This is a genomic window from Caballeronia zhejiangensis (assembly GCF_000698575.1).
Classification (GTDB): Bacteria; Pseudomonadota; Gammaproteobacteria; order Burkholderiales; family Burkholderiaceae; genus Caballeronia; species Caballeronia zhejiangensis.
The window spans coordinates 54,831-72,615 of sequence record NZ_JFHD01000031.1 but is presented as its reverse complement, the minus strand read 5'-3'; the positions used below and the strand labels follow the sequence as shown (position 1 = coordinate 72,615).

Annotated in this window: 20 protein-coding genes; 15 read left to right on the top strand and 5 right to left on the bottom strand. The window is 63.2% G+C overall.

Annotated elements, in window-relative coordinates:
- The first annotated feature begins 329 nt into the window (after positions 1-329).
- The 7 genes from BG60_RS27950 (at position 330) to BG60_RS27920 (ending at position 6,505) form a co-directional block, all read left to right on the top strand.
- Positions 330-1,304: a LysR family transcriptional regulator gene (locus BG60_RS27950; RefSeq protein ID WP_033536897.1), complete on the top strand. Its 975-nt coding sequence runs from the start codon at positions 330-332 to the stop codon at positions 1,302-1,304.
- Positions 1,301-2,233: a quinoprotein relay system zinc metallohydrolase 2 gene (locus BG60_RS27945; protein WP_034473493.1), complete on the top strand. Its 933-nt coding sequence runs from the start codon at positions 1,301-1,303 to the stop codon at positions 2,231-2,233. The genes BG60_RS27950 and BG60_RS27945 overlap by 4 nt, the downstream gene beginning before the upstream one ends.
- Before the next feature lie 20 nt (positions 2,234-2,253).
- Positions 2,254-3,120, top strand: a complete 867-nt coding sequence (locus BG60_RS27940; protein ID WP_081851891.1) for a quinoprotein dehydrogenase-associated SoxYZ-like carrier — start codon at positions 2,254-2,256, stop codon at positions 3,118-3,120.
- On the top strand, positions 3,117-4,049 hold the full coding sequence (locus BG60_RS27935; RefSeq protein WP_051996660.1) for an MBL fold metallo-hydrolase: 933 nt from the start codon (positions 3,117-3,119) through the stop codon (positions 4,047-4,049). Before BG60_RS27940 ends, BG60_RS27935 begins: the two co-directional genes overlap by 4 nt.
- Before the next feature lie 53 nt (positions 4,050-4,102).
- Positions 4,103-4,411 (top strand): EthD family reductase, encoded by a 309-nt coding sequence (locus BG60_RS27930; RefSeq protein WP_008354369.1) that lies wholly within the window; start codon positions 4,103-4,105, stop codon positions 4,409-4,411.
- 186 nt (positions 4,412-4,597) lie between these two features.
- Positions 4,598-5,212 carry a TetR/AcrR family transcriptional regulator gene (locus BG60_RS27925; RefSeq protein WP_008354370.1) on the top strand — a complete coding sequence of 205 codons (615 nt, stop codon included), beginning with the start codon at positions 4,598-4,600 and terminating at the stop codon, positions 5,210-5,212.
- A 69-nt stretch (positions 5,213-5,281) separates the two neighbouring features.
- Positions 5,282-6,505: a YbfB/YjiJ family MFS transporter gene (locus BG60_RS27920; RefSeq protein ID WP_008354371.1), complete on the top strand. Its 1,224-nt coding sequence runs from the start codon at positions 5,282-5,284 to the stop codon at positions 6,503-6,505.
- Here BG60_RS27920 and BG60_RS27915 read toward each other — a convergent pair.
- The gene (locus tag BG60_RS27915) at positions 6,502-7,245 is read right to left on the bottom strand and encodes a Pr6Pr family membrane protein (protein WP_033536899.1); all 744 of its coding nucleotides are present in this window, start codon (positions 7,243-7,245) and stop codon (positions 6,502-6,504) included. The two genes, BG60_RS27920 and BG60_RS27915, sit on opposite strands and share 4 nt — an antisense overlap.
- Positions 7,246-7,523: 278 nt before the next feature.
- The gene (locus tag BG60_RS27910) at positions 7,524-8,912 is read right to left on the bottom strand and encodes a dihydrolipoyl dehydrogenase (protein WP_008354374.1); all 1,389 of its coding nucleotides are present in this window, start codon (positions 8,910-8,912) and stop codon (positions 7,524-7,526) included.
- A 203-nt stretch (positions 8,913-9,115) separates the two neighbouring features.
- On the opposite strand from BG60_RS27910, the gene phnC reads away from it, so the two are divergent.
- From phnC to phnE, 3 genes are all read left to right on the top strand, one after another.
- Positions 9,116-9,958 carry a phosphonate ABC transporter ATP-binding protein gene (gene phnC / locus BG60_RS27905; protein ID WP_174447752.1) on the top strand — a complete coding sequence of 281 codons (843 nt, stop codon included), beginning with the start codon at positions 9,116-9,118 and terminating at the stop codon, positions 9,956-9,958.
- Entirely contained in the window at positions 9,955-10,917 is a 963-nt protein-coding gene (phnD, locus tag BG60_RS27900; RefSeq protein ID WP_008354376.1) for a phosphonate ABC transporter substrate-binding protein, read from the top strand. Before phnC ends, phnD begins: the two co-directional genes overlap by 4 nt.
- An 84-nt stretch (positions 10,918-11,001) precedes the next feature.
- Positions 11,002-11,736: a phosphonate ABC transporter, permease protein PhnE gene (gene phnE, locus BG60_RS27895; RefSeq protein WP_235366313.1), complete on the top strand. Its 735-nt coding sequence runs from the start codon at positions 11,002-11,004 to the stop codon at positions 11,734-11,736.
- A gap of 52 nt (positions 11,737-11,788) precedes the next feature.
- On the opposite strand, the gene phnN is transcribed toward phnE, so the two are convergent.
- From phnN to phnF, 3 genes are read right to left on the bottom strand one after another with little or no spacing between them, the layout of a single operon-like run.
- The gene (gene phnN / locus BG60_RS27890; protein ID WP_008354378.1) at positions 11,789-12,349 is read right to left on the bottom strand and encodes a phosphonate metabolism protein/1,5-bisphosphokinase (PRPP-forming) PhnN; all 561 of its coding nucleotides are present in this window, start codon (positions 12,347-12,349) and stop codon (positions 11,789-11,791) included.
- Positions 12,346-13,038, bottom strand: coding sequence for a DUF1045 domain-containing protein (locus tag BG60_RS27885; protein WP_008354379.1), 693 nt, complete (start codon positions 13,036-13,038; stop codon positions 12,346-12,348). Before BG60_RS27885 ends, phnN begins: the two co-directional genes overlap by 4 nt.
- Positions 13,035-13,793 carry a phosphonate metabolism transcriptional regulator PhnF gene (gene phnF, locus BG60_RS27880; RefSeq protein WP_034473492.1) on the bottom strand — a complete coding sequence of 253 codons (759 nt, stop codon included), beginning with the start codon at positions 13,791-13,793 and terminating at the stop codon, positions 13,035-13,037. The genes BG60_RS27885 and phnF overlap by 4 nt, the downstream gene beginning before the upstream one ends.
- A gap of 163 nt (positions 13,794-13,956) precedes the next feature.
- On the opposite strand from phnF, the gene phnG reads away from it, so the two are divergent.
- Genes phnG through phnK form a run of 5 tightly spaced genes read left to right on the top strand, consistent with a single transcriptional unit; the run spans position 13,957 to position 17,777 of the window.
- Positions 13,957-14,439, top strand: a complete 483-nt coding sequence (gene phnG / locus BG60_RS27875; protein WP_034473491.1) for a phosphonate C-P lyase system protein PhnG — start codon at positions 13,957-13,959, stop codon at positions 14,437-14,439.
- Complete coding sequence (gene phnH / locus BG60_RS27870; RefSeq protein ID WP_008354382.1) at positions 14,436-15,059, top strand: phosphonate C-P lyase system protein PhnH; 624 nt, start codon at positions 14,436-14,438, stop codon at positions 15,057-15,059. Before phnG ends, phnH begins: the two co-directional genes overlap by 4 nt.
- Positions 15,059-16,159, top strand: coding sequence for a carbon-phosphorus lyase complex subunit (locus BG60_RS27865; RefSeq protein WP_008354383.1), 1,101 nt, complete (start codon positions 15,059-15,061; stop codon positions 16,157-16,159). Before phnH ends, BG60_RS27865 begins: the two co-directional genes overlap by 1 nt.
- Complete coding sequence (locus BG60_RS27860) at positions 16,156-17,010, top strand: alpha-D-ribose 1-methylphosphonate 5-phosphate C-P-lyase PhnJ (RefSeq protein ID WP_008354384.1); 855 nt, start codon at positions 16,156-16,158, stop codon at positions 17,008-17,010. The genes BG60_RS27865 and BG60_RS27860 overlap by 4 nt, the downstream gene beginning before the upstream one ends.
- Positions 17,007-17,777, top strand: a complete 771-nt coding sequence (gene phnK / locus BG60_RS27855; RefSeq protein WP_008354386.1) for a phosphonate C-P lyase system protein PhnK — start codon at positions 17,007-17,009, stop codon at positions 17,775-17,777. Before BG60_RS27860 ends, phnK begins: the two co-directional genes overlap by 4 nt.
- Positions 17,778-17,785 lie beyond the last annotated feature (8 nt).

The following is a 17,785-nucleotide window of genomic DNA, read 5'->3' as shown; positions in this document are numbered from 1 at the left end:
CGCGCGGACCCGATTGACCGGTCGGCCGCGAAGCGGGCCGGAGCTATTTGGTGCTGAACCAGTTTGGCGTGTGGTGCGATGACACAGACCGTGCGCGAGCCAAGCCCGATGGGGCCTATGAGGGCACTCTTTAGGCAGCCCACGATGGACGAGAGGACTACCCAAATTGCGTGTGACCGCGGGCGTATCAGTAGCTGCTTTCTTTGCCTACTTTCTTTGCAGCAGCAAAGAAAGTAGGTGCCGCCCCGCACAGGGGCAGTGCCAATAGACCGACACGATCACAGGATTCCAAAGAAGCCGCAGCGAACCAAACCCGCCCAAAACGCCCCGTGAATTTCATCCGCTCCCTAACCCTGCGTCAGCTGCAAATCTTCGTGATAGCAAGCCGCTGTCCAAGCTTCGCCCGCGCAGCGGAGGAACTGCACCTCACCCAACCAGCGGTATCGATGCAAATCCGGCAACTCGAAGAAGCGATCGGCTTACCGCTATTCGAGCGAGTCGCGCGACGCTTATCGCTGACCGAAGCCGGCGAAAGGCTCTCACATCACGCGAGCCGCATACTCGGCGAAATCAAAGACGCCGAAGACGCCATGATGTCGCTCACACAAGCCGATAGCGGCGCGATAGCGGTGAGCATCGTCAGTTCGGCGACGTACTTCGCCCCCAAGCTTCTCGCGCTCTACCGGCAGCAATATCCCAAGGTCGATGTGCGCTTCTCCGTCGGCAACCGAGAAACGCTCTTGCGTCTCTTGCAGGACAATGCAACCGATCTAGCCATCATGGGCCGCCCGCCGCCCGAACTCGGTACGACCGCCGAGCCACTCGCCTATCATCCGCATGTGATCGTCGCGCCGCTGTCGCATCCGCTGCGTCATGCAAAACAATTCGACCTTCAGGAACTTGCGAACGATACGTTCCTGCTACGCGAACCCGGCTCGGGCACGCGCGCCGTCGCCGAGCATGTCTTTCGGCAGAACCTCTTCGTGCCCGCGCATAGCGTCACGCTCGGCAGCAACGAAACCATCAAGCAGGCCGTCATGGCGGGCATGGGCGTGAGTCTCATCTCGCTGCACACGCTCTCGCTCGAACTGCGCACCGGCGAAATCGCCGTGCTCGACGTGAACGGCACGCCCGTCGAACGCACGTGGCAACTCGTGCATTCACGCTCGAAACAACTTTCGCCGACTTGCCTCGCTTTTCGCCGCTTCCTCCTCGAACACGCCGAACCGTTTCTGGAGCGCGAATACGCGCAGTTCGGCCTGCGCAGACCCAGGCGGCTCGCCGAAGCAAGCGACGTCCGATGAACGTCGCATCGGCCTGCCGTCGCATCACGTTCCTCGTACTAATTGCGTGTGCAACTATCGCGCGTGCGCAGACCGCGCTGCAGGTCACGCAGATCGCGCCCGGTAACTACGCGCATCGCGGTCACGACGATGTCGCGACGCACGAGAACGGCGGCGATATAGCGAATGTGGGCTTCATCGTCGGAACACGCTGCGTCGCGGTGATCGACACAGGCGGCACGCTCGCGGAAGGCCGCGCGTTGCGCGCCGCGATACGCGCTGTCACGCCGCTGCCGGTCTGCTATGTCATCAACACGCACATGCATCCGGATCACATCTTCGGGAATGCGGCTTTCAAGGACGATCATCCGCAATTCGTCGGCAGCGTGACGCTCGCGCAAGCCGAAGCCTCGCGCGCGGACAACTACATGCGCGCGCTCAATCGCGAGTTGGGTAGCGCGGCAGCGGGCAGCGAAATCGTTGCGCCGACGAAGACGATCGACGGAACGGGCACGCTCGATATCGGTGGACGCACGCTCACGCTGCGCACATGGAAAACCGCGCATACCAACAACGACTTGACGGTATACGATGAGAAGAGCGGCACGTTGTGGACGGGTGATCTGCTCTTTGTGCACTGCATTCCTGTGATCGATGGCAGCGTTATCGGCTGGCTCGACGACATTGCGCGCATTCGACAGATGAATCCGCGTCATGTCGTGCCGGGGCACGGTCCGCTCGATCCGCCTTGGACGCAATCGCTCGACGCCGAGGAACGCTATCTCGCCGATCTGGCGCGCGATGTGCGTGCTGCGATCAGGAAGGGCGAAACGATCGGGCAGGCAGTCGATAGCATCGGTCTCGGCGAGAAAGACAAGTGGCTTCTCTTCGACATGTATCACCGTCGCAATGTGACGGCCGCTTATGCGGAGCTCGAATGGGAGCAGTAGTGCAGGACTGGAGGGACATCATGAAGACAACATGGTCCGGCGTTCGCGCGATGACGGTCGCGAGCCTCGCCGCCGCGGCGCTCTCGCCGTATGCCGCGCAGGCGGCGCAGCCCGACGACGATCCCGACAAGGTGGCGCGCTGGATCGACTTCAGGGAAGGGACGTTCAAGGGCCGCACGATCGACACGCACGGCGATGCGGTCATCAAGCTCGACGCCCCCGCGCGCGCAGCCGATGCCGCCGTCGTGCCGATCGCGATCAACGCGCAGTTTCCGCAATCGCCCGCGCGTTACATCAAGAAGCTCTATCTCTTCATCGACGAAAATCCCGAGCCGTATGCAGGATCGTTCGAGTTCACGCCGGAATCGGGACTCGCGACGATCGAAACGCGCGTGCGCGTGGAGGACTACACGTTCATGCGCGCGATTGCTGAGACGAACGACGGCAAGCTCTATAGCGCCGTTCGTTTCGTGAAGGCGTCGGGCGGATGTTCCGCACCCGCCGACAAGGACGAAGACGCGGCCGAGCGGACAGCGGGACAGGTCCGTCTTCAGGCCGAAGGTCAGGCCGTGGCGGGCAAGCCCGAACTCGCGCAACTGATGGTGCGTCATCCGAATCGAACCGGCATGGCGATGAACCAGGTCACGCGCAACTACGCGTCGGCCTATTTCATTCGCAAAGTGTCGGTCACCTATGCGAATAAGCCGGTGATGACCGCGAACGTCAACTTCTCGATTAGCGAGAACCCGAATTTCCGCTTCTATTTCGTGCCGAGCGGAAGCGGCGAACTGAAGGCGTTTATCGAGGATACGAAGAACAAGCATTGGGACGGCGCCGTGGCGGTCAAGGCGCAACCGGGCAGCGCGCAAACATCGGCGATGAAATGACGGTGCGCCGCTTGCGAGCGCTGCTCTTCACGCTGCTCTTCGCTGTCAGCACGCTCACGCATGCGGCGATGAGCGGCATGCCCGCACCTGTCGCCATTGCGCCGGGCGTGTACGCGTTCATCGGCGACAACGATGCCGTCGCGCCCGCGAATCACGGCATCGTCGCGAACAACGGCTTCATCGTCGGACAGGACGGCGTGACAGTCATCGACACAGGTTCGTCTTATCGCTATGGCCGCGCGATGATCGAAGCGATCCGCAAGGTCACGCCGTTGCCGGTGAAGCTCGTCATCATCACGCATCAGGCGCCCGAGTTCGTGTTCGGCGCGGCCGCGTTTCGCGACGAGGGCGTGCCGATCCTCGCGCACGCGCGCGCCGCGCAATTGATTCGCGAACGCTGTTCGATTTGTCTCGCCAATCTGCGCAAGACGCTCGGCGAAGATGAAATGGCCGGCTCGCGCGTGACCGTTCCCGATCAGACGGTAAACGGCACGACGGAGATCGAAAGCGGCGGACGCAAGCTGCAACTGCTGCACTTCGGTCCTGCCAGCACGCCCGGCGATCTCGCCGTGCTCGACACGCAAACCGGCGTGCTGTTCGCGGGCGGGCTCGTATCGAATGGACGCATACCCGAGCTGCGCAACGAGCAGATTTCCGGCTGGCTCGCCGCGCTCGAGAACCTGCGCGGGCTCGACCTGAAGACGGTTGTACCCGGCTTCGGCAAGCCCTTGCGCGGCGACGACATCATGCGGACCGGCACGTATCTGCGCGAGCTCGAAGCCGCGGTGAAGCAAGCCTACACGAGCGGCGTCGGACTGACCGAAGCGATGCACACCGTACAGGTGCCCGCGTTCAGGAACGACAAGCTCTATGCGATCGCGCAGCCGCAGAACGTGCAGCGCATCTATCTGCAACTGGAAAAGCAGTAGCGCGTTGACGCAACCTTCCTTCCAACGCCGTACAACTACCAGGAGACACAACGATGGCCCAGCTCGTAGCACTATATAAAAATCCGTCCGACCCGCAGGCATTCGACGACTACTATGCGTCGACTCACGCGCCGCTGGCAAAGACGCTGCCGGGGCTGCGGCGCTATGAGATCAGCGCGGGACCAGTCGTGGCGGCATCGGGAGAATCGCCATATCACCTCGTCGCGCTGCTTCAGTTCGATTCGCTGGAAGCGATCCAAGCCGCGTTCGACTCGCCCGAAGGCCAGAAGACCGCCGGCGATCTCGCGAATTTCGCGCAAGCCGGCGTCGATCTGCTGATGTTCGATTCGAAAGAAGCCTGACCGACCTTCATGCCTTCGGAGATGCAACCGCGTCTCCGAAGCGCGTCTCTTTCCTCAGCTTATTTCCCCGAACGCAAGACCCGCGTCGCCGAATGGGGATGCTGCACGGTTTTATATCCATCGATACAATACGTTTTCTATCGGACGATATAAAACGTCCGTCCTTCAATTCGACGGAGCGGGATCATGGCGCGACCGCGCAATTTCGACGAGGACAGCGTGCTGCATGCCGTTGCCGAAGCGTTCTGGACGCACGGCTACGACGGCACGTCCACACGCGACCTCGTGCAGTACACGGGCCTTACACAGCCGAGCCTCTATAACGCTTTCGGCGACAAGCGCGCGCTCTTTCTGCGCGCGCTCGATCACTATCTCGAACACACCTTGCGCGAGCGCATCAACAGGCTCCAATCCACGATGACGCCCGATCGCGCGATCAGCGCGTTCTTTCGCGAGGTCGTCGAGCGTTCGGTGTCGGACGAGCATCGGCGCGGCTGCATGCTCGTCAATGCGGCGCTCGGCGCATCGCCGGAAGACGAAGCGTTTCGCGAGCTCATCGCGGAGGAGATGTCGCTGATGCGCGCGTTCTTCGAGCGCTGCCTGAAGGCCGGATTCAAGAGCGGCGAAATCGAGCGCGTGATGCCGGCCGATGCCGCCGCCACGAATCTGCTCGCGGTGCTGCTCGGCGTGCGCGTGCTCGCGCGCGTCGATCCGAAGCCCGCGTTGTTGATCGGCGCCGTCGCGCCGACGCTGGCGATGCTGAAGCTGCCGCCGCTCGGGCTCAGCGTCGGCAAGCGTTAAGGCCTTCGTATCCATTCACGTCACGTTGTCCGTCCGCGTGCAAGCGCTGCGGCCGGGGGAGTCGTCATCATGTCGGAACAAACGGTATCGGCCGTCAGCGCCGATCAGCCCACAGCGCTCGATGCCCGCACTTTCTTCGCGATGCTCGCGGGCTTTTGCGCGAGTCTCGTCGCCATCGGCCTTGCGCGCTTCGCCTACACGCCGCTGATTCCGCCGCTGATCGAGGCGCACTGGTTCACGTCTTCCCAAGCGGTGACGCTCGGCGCCGCTAACTTCGCGGGCTATTTCGCGGGCGCGCTCTTCGGCCGCGCGATCGCCCATGCGCTCACGAATCGTCACGCGCTGCGGCTGCTCATGGCGATCGCGACGGTGGCCTTCTTCGCCTGCGCGTTTCCGCTGTCGATTGCCTGGTTCTTCGCGTGGCGGTTCCTTTCGGGCTTGTCGGGCGGCGCGATCATGGTGCTCGTCGCGACGACGATCCTGCCGCATGTTCCGCCCGCGCGTCGCGGCTTCGCGAGCGGGATGATCTTCGTCGGACTGGGCTTCGGCATCGCTGCATCGGGGACGCTGATTCCGAAGCTCCTTCATCACGGATTGCACGATACGTGGATGGGGCTCGGCGTGTTTTCGCTGATATTGACGGCAATTGCGTGGTTCGGATGGCCCGCGTCGAACCCTCCTGCCGTCGCAAAGCAAGATGCGGCAACGCATTCGAACACGCACGGCAATACGCGTTTGCGCCTGCTGTATGGGCAATATGCGGCGAACGCGCTCGGCCTCGTGCCCGTGATGATCCTGCTCGTCGATTGCATCGCGCGCGGCTATGGCCGAGGCGCCGAAGTCGGCGCGAGCTATTGGGTGCTGTATGGCGTCGCGGCGATCTTCGGGCCGCTCGTCTGCGGCAACGCGGGCGATCGCATCGGCTTCGGCATGGCTTACCGTTTTGCGCTGCTGGTGCAGGCGTGTGCGGTGGCGTTGCTGGCTTTATCGGCGAATCCGTATGTGATCGGTGTCGCGACGGTGGCGCTCGGCATCTCGACGACCGGCATCGTGCCCCTCGCGCTCGGGCGCGTGCATGAACTGCTGCCGCACGATCATACCGAGCAGCGTGCGGCATGGAGCAGGGCGACGTCGGCGTTCGCGTTGTGTCAGGCGCTTGCCGGATATGGCTACTCGTTTCTGTTCTCGCATACGCATAACGATTACGCGCTGATTTTTGCGTGCGGAGCGTGTGCGCTGGCCGTTGCGTTCATTGCGGATATCGTCGTGAACCGCAAGCGCGCCGCGAGCTAATCGATGTGGCCGGAAGTCGAATCGTCCGCTTCGACTTCGGGGTCTGCGACGCTCAAGTCCTCGCGTCGATGATTGATGACGAGAAACACGCTCATCAGCGCGAGGAAGGCACCGACCAGCATTGCGGCATTGATGAAGACACGTTCATAGCCGAGCTCGGCGACGTTGATGAACGGATAGGGATAAAAGTCGGAGAGACGTCCGCGCCACAGCGTGATGCAAAGATAAGACAGCGGATAGACGAGCCAGAGCGCGCATCGTTTCAATGAAAGGTGAAAGCGCGGCACGAAGAGATACCAGTACAAGGCCGCGAGCGCGGGCACGATGGTATGCAGCGATTCGTTGACGAGCGCGCGATAGCCCGATGGTGTCCATAGATAGCGCAACAACGCGTTATAAGCGATGCCGACGAACACGATATATACGACGACCGCCGTGACGACGGTCGGTTTGCGGAAGAAGCGCGCCAGGGGGAATCGCGCGCGTGTTGCAACGCAGGTGAAGCAGAACGCGGTCAGCGATACGGTCAGGTTCGTCAGGTAGCTGCTCATGCGCGCGAGGCCGTCGAAGACGGTGAAGCCGCGATGGACGAGACGCGCGATGGTGATGTCCGTCTGCGCCGCGAACGCGAGCCACGCGATCATCGCGATGGCGGCGGCCAGCGCGAGCGATGCGGTGCTGGGCGTGTGAAGCGGCAACTCGGGTTCTTGCCGGAGAGGTTGGCGGGACGTGTTCGACATGACGCCATTTTACGTGCGCGCCAGGCGACTGTACCGACGATCGCGTCAGCCGTCACCGCATGAAGCGTGGAAGGCCAAAGATCCAGCCTGGCGCCCGTTCGAGACACGTCCGATTCTGGTGCACGGCAAACTCGACTTATAAGTATCCGTGCTTCGCCCTCGAGGAAATCCAGACATGATGTGGCGGGGATTTCCCGGATGCGCACAACAACGTTCGTCTCGCTTTGAAGTGCGGCGGGGCGCAATCGATACGCACGGAGTGCCTCGCCGCGACCCGCTCACCCGAGCCTGACAACCGCATCCCTCAACGCCGTCCTCAACCCTTCCTCGACCACCGGGTGATAAAACGGCATCCGCAGCATCTCATCGACCGTGAGCTTCATCTGCAACGCCCACGCCAGCAAATGCGCGATGTGTTCCGCATCCGGCCCAATCCATTCCGCCCCGACGAAGCGGCGGCTCGCGCGATCGACATACACATGCATCAACCCGCGATTTCTGAGCATCACGCGGCTGCGGCCTTGATCCTCGAAACTCACTTCGCCCGTCACGAACGACTCGGGCTTAAGGTCGACATGACGCGAGCCGACCATCGCAATGCCCGGATCGGTGAACGCAATTGCAATCGGCGCGCGACGCTCGACCGCTTCGACATGCGGATAACGCGCGGCATTCGTGCCCGCCGCGCGGCCTTCGTCGGCGGCTTCGTGAAGCAAGGGCAGCACGCCGTTCGCATCGCCGGCGATGAAGACCGGATGAGCGCCCGCCTGCAGCGTGAGCGGATCGTAGACCGGCAAGCCAACGTCATCGAGTGCAAGCGATGTATTGCTCAAAGCCAGCCCGCCGACATTCGGCTTGCGCCCGGCAGCGACGAGCACGTAATCAAAGGTTTCCTCGATCGACTCGCCCGCATCTGACACATAGCGCAAACGCACTTCATCTCCTTCGCGCACGGCGGCCTGCACTTGCGCAAACGGCTCGAAACGAAACGCTTCGCTGAACACACGCCCGGCATACGCTCGCACATCGGGATCGGTGAAAGGCCCGACGCGCCCGCGCGCGCCCAGCAGCGACACACGCACGCCGAGCCGCGCCAGCGCCTGACCGAGTTCGAGGCCGATGACGCCCGCGCCGATCACCGCAACGCGCTTCGGCAAATCGTCCCACGCGAACACATCGTCGTTGATGATGGCGCGATCGCCGAGCGCGCGATACATCGACGGCATAACGGGACTCGACCCCGTCGCGATGACGATGCTCTTCGCCTGCACCTTCGTATCGTCGCCCACTTGCAGCAGGTTATCGTCGATGAAGCGCGCGTAGCCGGTGAGCTTGTCCGCATCGGGCATCGCATCGACGCCCGCGACGACGAAGCTGACGAAACGATCGCGCTCGCGCTTCACGCGCGCCATCACTTCGCGCCCGTCGATGCGCAGCGCGCCATCGATATGCACGCCGAACGCCGCCGCGTGCGCCGCGTGATGCGCGGCATCGGCCGCTGCGATGAGAAGCTTCGACGGCATACAGCCGACGCGCGCACACGTCGTGCCGTGCGCGCCGCCTTCGATGAGAATCGCCGAAGCGCCCGCAGCCTTCGCCGCGCGATACGCCGAAAGTCCCGCGCTGCCCGCGCCGATGATGGCGACATCCGTATGGATCGTGTTCATGATGAAGTCCCGAGTGATTGATGCAGTTGCGGATCATCATGAAGCGCGGCGCGCAAATCGTGAATGCTCGTTCGTATCGCTTTTCTGCTCGATCGTCTCAACTCGCGACGCATCGAAGTGATGTATTCATCTAGACGTCTCATGCGCGTCACTATCTCGTCATGTTCGCTTCCTAGAATCTCCCGAACGTTTCAGCGCGCCATGTGAGCGCGCCCATCGAGGGAAGCTATGGACGCACCAAGACGTTCCGGAATGGCCGCAAGGCGCTCGACTCCGTCGATCTGCGCGTGGAAGAGGGCGAGATGGTCGCGCTCATCGGCGCTTCCGGATCGGGCAAGTCGACGCTTCTGCGGCACATCGCAGGCTTCACGGCATCCGACCCCGCGCCGTCGCACGTCACGTTGCTCGGCCGCCCGATCCAGCAGAACGGCAGGATCGTGCGTGAAGTGCGCTCGATACGCCGCGACGTCGCCTTCGTGTTTCAGCAGTTCAATCTCGTCGGACGTCTTTCAGTGCTGACGAACGTGCTGATCGGCGCGTTGTCGCGCGTGTCGTTGTGGCGTCGTATGTCCGGGCGCTTTCCGCGCGACGAACGCTCGCTCGCGATGGATTCGCTCATCGCGATGGGCATCGGCGAACACGCGTTCGAACGCGCGAGCAATCTGTCGGGAGGTCAGCAGCAGCGCGCGGCACTGGCACGCGCGCTCGTGCAGCGTGCGCGCATCGTGCTCGCGGATGAACCGATCGCATCGCTCGATCCCGAATCGGCGCGACGCGTCATGGAACTCATGCAGACGCTCAATCGCGAGCGCAAGCTGACGGTCGTCGTGTCGCTGCATCAGATCGATGTCGCGATGAAGTACTGCCCGCGCACGATCGCGTTGCGCGATGGCCGCGTCGTCTTCGATGGCGCGAGCGAGCGTCTCACGCCCGAGGTGCTGCACAAGCTCTACGGATCGTCCGCCAGCGAACTGCTTGCGCATCACGTAGCGCGGACGCACGCCGCGGAACTTCAACTCAACGTCAACTCCTGGATCGCATCATGAAAAAATTTCTGGCCGGCGCCGCGCTCGCGTCTTGCCTGCTGACGCAATCCGTTCTTGCCGAGACGATCAACTTCGGCATCATCTCGACGGATTCGTCGGCCGCGCTCAAGCAACGCTGGCAACCGCTCATCGACGATCTGAACAAGCAGACGGGTCTCGACGTGAAGGCCTACTTCGCGACCGACTACGCGGGCATCATCGAAGCGATGCGCTTCAACAAGGTGCAGATCGGCTTCTTCGGCAATGCATCGGCGATCGAAGCGGTCGATCGCTCGAACGGCGAAGTCTTCGCGAAGGTGAAGTACAAGAACGGCGAAGCGGGCTATTACTCGCTGCTCATCACGAACGCGAACAGCAAGTGGAAATCGCTCGATCAGGTGCTGAAGAACACGAAGGAAATCAATCTCGGTTTCGGCGATCCGAACTCGACGTCGGGCACGCTCGTGCCGTCGTATTACCTCTTCGCGAAGAACGGCATCAACGCGAAGTCGTCGTTCAAGAGCGTGCTGCCGTCGAGCCATGAGGCGAACATGCTCGCGGTCGTCAACGACAAGATCGATGTCGCGACCAACAACACCGACATGCTCGACACCATCAAGACGCAACATCCCGAGCTGTATCCGAAGGTGCGCGTGTTGTGGAAGTCGCCGCTCATTCCGTCGGACCCGCTCGTATGGCGTCGCGATCTGCCGCAAGCGACGAAGGACAAGCTGCGCAACTTCTTCGATCACTACGCGGAAAAGGACCCGCGCGAACAAGCGGTGATGACTGCGATCTCGGGCTATTCGGGCTTCGCCGATTCGTCGAACGCGCAACTCGTGCCGATTCGTCAGATGGCGCTCTTCCAGAAGAAGCAGCAGGTGCAGAACGACGCGCATCTCGACGACGCCGACAAGAAGGCGCAGATTGCCGCGCTCGATCAGAAGATCGCCGCGCTCGACACGACGGCGGCGAAGTAAATGAAGCCGCTCGACGTAACGACGTTCGAGGCCGGCATCGTGCGGCCCGTGCGGACGAGTGCACCGAAGCGCAGCTGGACATCGATGTTCGGCTGGATCGTCCTGATCGCCGTGCTGGGCCTGTCGTGGCAGAGCGCGGACATGCGCCCGTTCGATCTGCTCGGCGCATCGGGCAACATGAGCCAGTTCGCGCGCGACTTCTTTCCGCCCGACTTCACGGAATGGCGCACGTACGTGCATGAAATGATCGTGACGCTCGCGGTCGCCGTGTGGGGCACGGCGCTCGCGCTCGTCTGCGCCGTGCCATGCGGGCTGCTATCGGCGCAGAACATCGCGTCCGTATGGATCTCGCAACCCGTGCGCCGCCTGATGGACGCGTGCCGCGCGATCAACGAAATGGTCTTCGCGATGTTGTTCATCGTCGCGGTCGGACTCGGGCCTTTCGCCGGCGTGCTCGCGTTGTGGGTTCATACAACAGGCGTGCTCGCGAAGCTCTTCGCCGAAGCGGTCGAAGCCGTCGATGCGCGGCCCGCCGAAGGCGTGCGCGCGACCGGCGCGAGCAGTCTCGATGAAATCGTCTACGGCGTGCTGCCGCAAGTGTTGCCGCTGTGGATTTCGTTCGCGCTGTATCGCTTCGAGTCGAACGTGCGCTCCGCGATGGTCGTCGGCATGGTCGGCGCGGGCGGTATCGGCGTCGTGCTGTATGAAGCGATCCGCTCGTTCAACTATGCGCAGACGTCGGCGGTGATGCTGATCGTCATCGCGATCGTGTCGATGATCGATCTCGCTTCGGGGTGGGTGCGCGAACGCGTGATTTGATTGCGCTTGCAACTATCGATGCCGAGCGCCTCATCAGGCGCTCGCGTCGTTTTCAGGCGTGGTTCGTACGCGCGAGCAGCGCGAGCAATTGCATGCCGGCGTCTGCGAGCATGCCCGAGTTGTCGATCTTCACGACGTGCGCGTGCGACGGCAGTTCGAAGGCCGGACGGCGCGCGAGACGCGCTTCGATCTGCCGGGCGTCTTCGCGTCCACGACGCGCGAGGCGCGCGGCAAGCACGGACGGCGCTGCATCGATATGCACGAAGCGCGCATGCGGATAACGTTCGAGCGCGAGTTCCGCATGCTGGCGCGAGCCGTTCACGACGACTGGCCTGCCGCGCGCGAGCCACGCATCCAGCTCGATGCCGATGCCATACCGCAGCCCGAGGCTTTCCCAATGCATCGCGAAGAGGCCGTATGACAGTCTCGAAGCGAATTCGTCATGCGAAAGGGCGATATGGTTCTCGCCGTCCGCGACCGCGCGCGTGATGTAGCGATGCGCGAACAGCACCTGTGCGCCGATGCGTTCGCGCGCGAAGCCGAGCAGCGAGTCCTTGCCCGCGCCTGACGGTCCCATCACGTAGATCAGTTTCGTGCTATCCACTTCGGTCATGCCACATCCCGTGCGTTGTTGAACGGCAGGCGCTGCCACAGCGTGAACGGCGCGTCCGGCCGCGGCTCGATGAAAAGCGCCGCGCCGTGCACCGGCAGCGGGCCGAGCGTATCGATGCGCGCCTTCCATTCCGACATGATCGACGCGCGCGCGTTCGCATCGTCGAGGGAATCGGAAAGGGTCATATGGAAGCGATATTCGTCGAGGACATACGGATAACCCCATTCGCGCAGCAATTCGATCTGCCGTGCGCTCATGCCATCGACGATGCGCCGCTCGATGCTTTCCCGCGATGGCATCGTACGCAACGCGGAGAGCGCCTTCAGTGCGCTCGCGGCCAATGCTCGAAGGGTTGCGTCGTCGGCGGGCGCGGCGGGCCGTAGCGCGACGAAACGGCCCATTTCCGTGGGGCATACCGGCATCCCGAAGCGCGGCGTCGAACTGGCCCACGCACGCGCACATGCCAGCACGTCCGCGAGCTCGACACCCGGGGCCATATGAAACGGCGCGACGAGCGTCGCGTGCCAGCCGTAACGGCGCGGGGCGTGCGTCACGGCATGCGCGGGCGTCGCGGTTTCGCGGCCGCTCTCGGGATCGCGGCCGAGCCATTCGCAACCTTCGCGCCACCATGCGGAAGCGGCAGGCGGCGCGTAATAGAGCGCCACGCGCGGATGAACGGCGGCGCTCATCGATCGTGCTCGACCATCAATTGCACGCGATCCGCCGCGAAATGCGTGATGCCGTATTTGATCGGCACGCCGTCCTCGTCGACATCGACGTTTTCGACCCACAACACCGGCTGCTGACGATTGATCTGCAAGCGCCGCGCCACGTCCGACGAAGGCAGCACGCTGCCGATGCGGCTCCATTTGCGCATGTAATCCTTTACGCCGAACGTCTCCAGCGCGGCACTGACACCGCCCGCCGCTTCGATGACCGCGGGCAGATCGTTGAAGCGCGCGGCCGGGTACCAGTTGCGCGCATACGTCATCGGAATGCCGTCGGAGTCGTGGCGCGTTTCGATCTGATAGACGAGCGTGCCGGCGCGCACGCCGAGCGCCTTCGATACGGTCGGATCGGCCTTCACGCGCTCCGAACTCAGCACGACGCCAGCCGACGTGTGCTTCTGGCGGCGCAGATTCTCGGTGAAGCGCGTGCGCCGGCCGATCTGATAATCGATCGCGCCCGGCTGCACGAACGTGCCGCGCCCCTGCTCGACGCTCACGAGACCCGTTGCGGCAAGCCGCAGCATCGCGCGGCGAACCGTATGACGGTTCACGTCGAAACGCTTGGCGAGTTCCGCCTCGCTCGGCAGGCGTCCTTCGTCGCCGAAGCTCTTCGCGGCAATCTCGGCGGCGAGTATCTGCTCGATCTGCCGCCAGACCGCGACCCCCGCGCCGCGCTCCACGGCAACGCCAGGCGCCGCATTTTCGTTGGATGTCATTGCGCTGTCATTCCTGTCGGTTTGAATATCGTTCTCCCGGATTGTAGTGCGCAACTCGTGATGGAAATGTGAAAGCCTCACTACACGACCAAACGTCTAGACGACTAGACTAGACAACGAGTAGCATGACGATGATCCGATCCTTCCAGACAAAGGGAATGCGATGAGTACTTCAATGGAGCCGCGCGCAACGCGAGGCCGCCGCGAATGGATGGCGGTGCTTGCCCGCACGCCGCGCGAGGCGCTGCAACATGCGCTCGAAGCGGCGCTCGAAGGCGCGCGGGTGCCCGACTACGAGTGGCTGCGCGCGCCGGATATCGGGCTTGCGATGGTGCGCGGGCGCATCGGCGGCACGGGCGATGCGTTTAACCTCGGCGAAACGACCGTCACGCGCGCCACGCTTCGTCTCATCGCCGATGACGGCAGCGCGCCGGTCGGTGTCGCCGTGCACATGGGGCGCGACAAGGAACGCGCGACGCTCGCCGCGCTCGCGGACGCGCTCCTGCAGATGCCGCGCTTCGCCGACAAGTTGCAGACGCAACTCATCGAGCCGCTGGCTGCGCGCATCGCAGATGAACGACGCCGCAAAGAAGCCGAAGCGGCCGCGACGAAGGTCGAATTCTTCACGATGGTGAGAGGCGAATGATGCGAATCGACATGACCACGCTCGTGCCTGGCTTCAACGACACGGTGCACGACGCGCAACGCGTGTTCCGCGCATTGCTCGATGCGCTGTCGCGGCCCGGCAGCATCGTTGCGATCGATGCCGCGCTGCCGGACAACCATGCGATGCGCGATGGCCTCGCCGGGCGCGTGCCGCTCGCGGCGTTCGCGTCGCTGCTCGCGCTGACGGATTATTCGACGCCGGTTTTCATCGAGCGCGAAGACAACGTGCTTGGCGATGCGCTGCGCTTTCACGCGAGCGCGCGCTTGACGCGCGATCGCCGCGAGGCCGCATTCGTCTATATCGACGATGCGCGCGACATGCCTTCGCTCGATGCTTTCTCGCACGGCGAACCCGAATCTCCCGAGCATGCCGCGACGCTCTTTATCCATGTGCCGTCGCTGACCGAAGGTGAGCCGCTCGTGTGGAGCGGTCCAGGCATCGCGCAATCGCGCAGCGTCGCCATTGCGGGCCTGTCACGGAAGTTCTGGCGTCAGCGCGCGGCGCTCACGGCGCTCTTTCCTTGCGGCATCGATTGCTACTTCGTCGCGGGCGGCGCGCTCGTCGGCCTGCCGCGCACGACGCAAGTGGAGGTGAACTGATGTACGTCGCGGTCAAAGGTGGCGAACGCGCCATCGAACGTTCGTGGGACGTGCTCGCGAAGAAGCGTCGCGGCGATGTTTCCGTCCCCGAGTTGTCCGTCGCGCAGATTCGCGAGCAGATGCGTCTTGCCGTCGCGCGCGTGATGACGGAAGGCTCCGTCTACGATGAAGACCTGGCCGCGCTCGCGATCAAGCAGGCAGCCGGCGATCTCGTCGAAGCGATCTTTTTGCTGCGTGCGTATCGCACGACATTGCCGCGTTTCGGCTACACGCTGCCGATCGATACTGAAGCGATGTGTGTCGAGCGCCGCATCTCGGCGGCCTTCAAGGACATTCCCGGCGGACAGATGCTGGGCGGCACGTACGACTACACGCAACGCCTGCTCGATTTCACTTTGCTCGCCGAAGGCCAACAAGTTGCGAATGCAACTATCTCGGCGAAAGAGACGGACGCGAGCGCGATGCCGCGCGTGTTGTCGATGCTGGACAAGGAAGGCCTGATCGAGCAGGAACGCGCGCACGAGAACGCGCCCGAGCCGGGCGATCTTTCGCGCGAACCGCTGTCGTTTCCCGCCGATCGCTCGACGCGCCTGCAGAACCTCGCACGCGGCGACGAAGGCTTTCTGCTCGCGGTCGGCTATGCGACGCAGCGCGGCTACGCGCACAGCCATCCGTTTGCGGGCGAGATCCGTCATGGCGAAGTCGCGGTGGAAATGATGGTCGATGAACTGGGCTTTGCGGTCGAGATCGGCGATATCGACATCACCGAATGTCAGATGATCAATCAGTTCGCGGGCAGCGGCGATGTGCCGCCGACGTTCACGCAAGGCTATGGTCTCGCGTTTGGCCACTCCGAGCGCAAGGCGATGGCGATGGCGCTCGTGGATCGCGCGTTGCGTGCCGAAGAACTCGGCGAATCCGTCGGTTCACCGACGCAGGATCCCGAGTTCGTGCTGTATCACAGCGATAACGTGGAAGCATCCGGTTTCGTGCAGCATCTGAAGTTGCCGCACTACGTCGATTTTCAATCCGAGCTCGAACTGCTGCGCCGTTTGCGCGCCGCGCACGGTTCGGACGACAACGAGGAGGATGCGGCATGAACGCACTCACCGAAGGCTATAACTTCGCGTACCTCGACGAGCAGACCAAGCGCATGATTCGCCGCGCGTTGCTCAAGGCGGTCGCGGTGCCGGGTTATCAGGTGCCGTTCGCATCGCGCGAAATGCCGCTGCCGTATGGATGGGGCACGGGCGGCCTGCAGGTCACGTCCGCGATCATCGGTGCAAGCGATACGCTGAAGGTCATCGATCAAGGCTCCGACGAAACGACGAACGCGGTGAACATTCGCCGCTTCTTCGCGCGCACCGCGGGCGTCGCGACCACCACGCGCACCGCCGATGCGAGCATCGTGCAGACGCGTCACCGCATTCCCGAGACGCCGCTCACGGACAAGCAGATCATCGTGTATCAGGTGCCGATGCCCGAGCCGCTGTTCCGCCTCGAACCGCGCGTGACCGAGTGCAAGAAGCTGCACGCGCTCGCGGACTATGGCCTCATCAACGTCAAATACTATGAGGATATCGTGCAGCACGGCAGCATCGCGACGACCTACGATTACCCGGTGCTCGTGAACGGCCGCTATCTGACGTCGCCTTCGCCGATCCCGAAGTTCGACAATCCGAAGATGCACATGAATCCCGCATTGCAGCTTTTCGGCGCGGGCCGCGAGCGGCGGATCTACGCCATTCCGCCATATACGAAAGTGAAGAGCCTCGATTTCGAGGATCATCCGTTCACCGTGCAGAAGTGGGAGCACGCGTGCGCGCTGTGCGGCTCGCGCGATAGCTTTCTCGACGAGATGATCGTCGACGATCAGGGCACGCGCATGTTCGTCTGCTCCGACAGCGATTACTGCCATAGCCGTCGCGACGACGAAGAGGTGACGCGATGAACGCACTCCTGAAAGCGACGCGCCTCACGAAGCGTTATGAAGGACGCGGCGGGTGCGTCGATGTCGATCTCGATGTTCATCCGGGCGAAGTGCTGTGCATCGTCGGCGAATCGGGATCGGGCAAATCGACGTTGCTGAATGCGCTCGCGTTGCGCAGCGACATCGACGGCGGTGCGCTCACCTACACGACGCGCGAAGGCGAAGCGCTCGATCTGCTGACGCTCGCCGAGCCGCGCAAGCGTCTTTTGTCGCGCACCGAATGGGGCTTCGTGCATCAGAACGCGCGCGACGGATTGCGTCGCAACGTATCGGCGGGCGCGAACATCGGCGAGCCGCTGATGGCGATCGGCGCGCGTCACTATGGCCGTCTGCGCGAGACGGCCGCCGACTGGATGAGCCGTGTCGAACTCGATGCCGCGCGCATCGACGAATTGCCTTCGGCATTTTCGGGCGGCATGCAACAACGTCTGCAGATCGCGCGTAATCTGGTGACGGGACCGCGCCTCGTGTTCATGGACGAACCCACCGCCGGCCTCGACGTATCGGTGCAGGCGCGTCTGCTCGACTTGCTGCGCACGCTCACGAGCAAGCTGCATCTCGCGGCCGTGATCGTCACGCACGATATCGGCGTTGCGCGTCTGCTCGCGCATCGGCTGATGGTGATGAAGGACGGGCGCGTCGTCGAAAGCGGGCTGACGGATCAGGTGCTCGACGATCCGCAACATCCTTATACGCAGACGCTCGTCGCGTCCGTGCTGCCTGTTTGAGGTTCGAC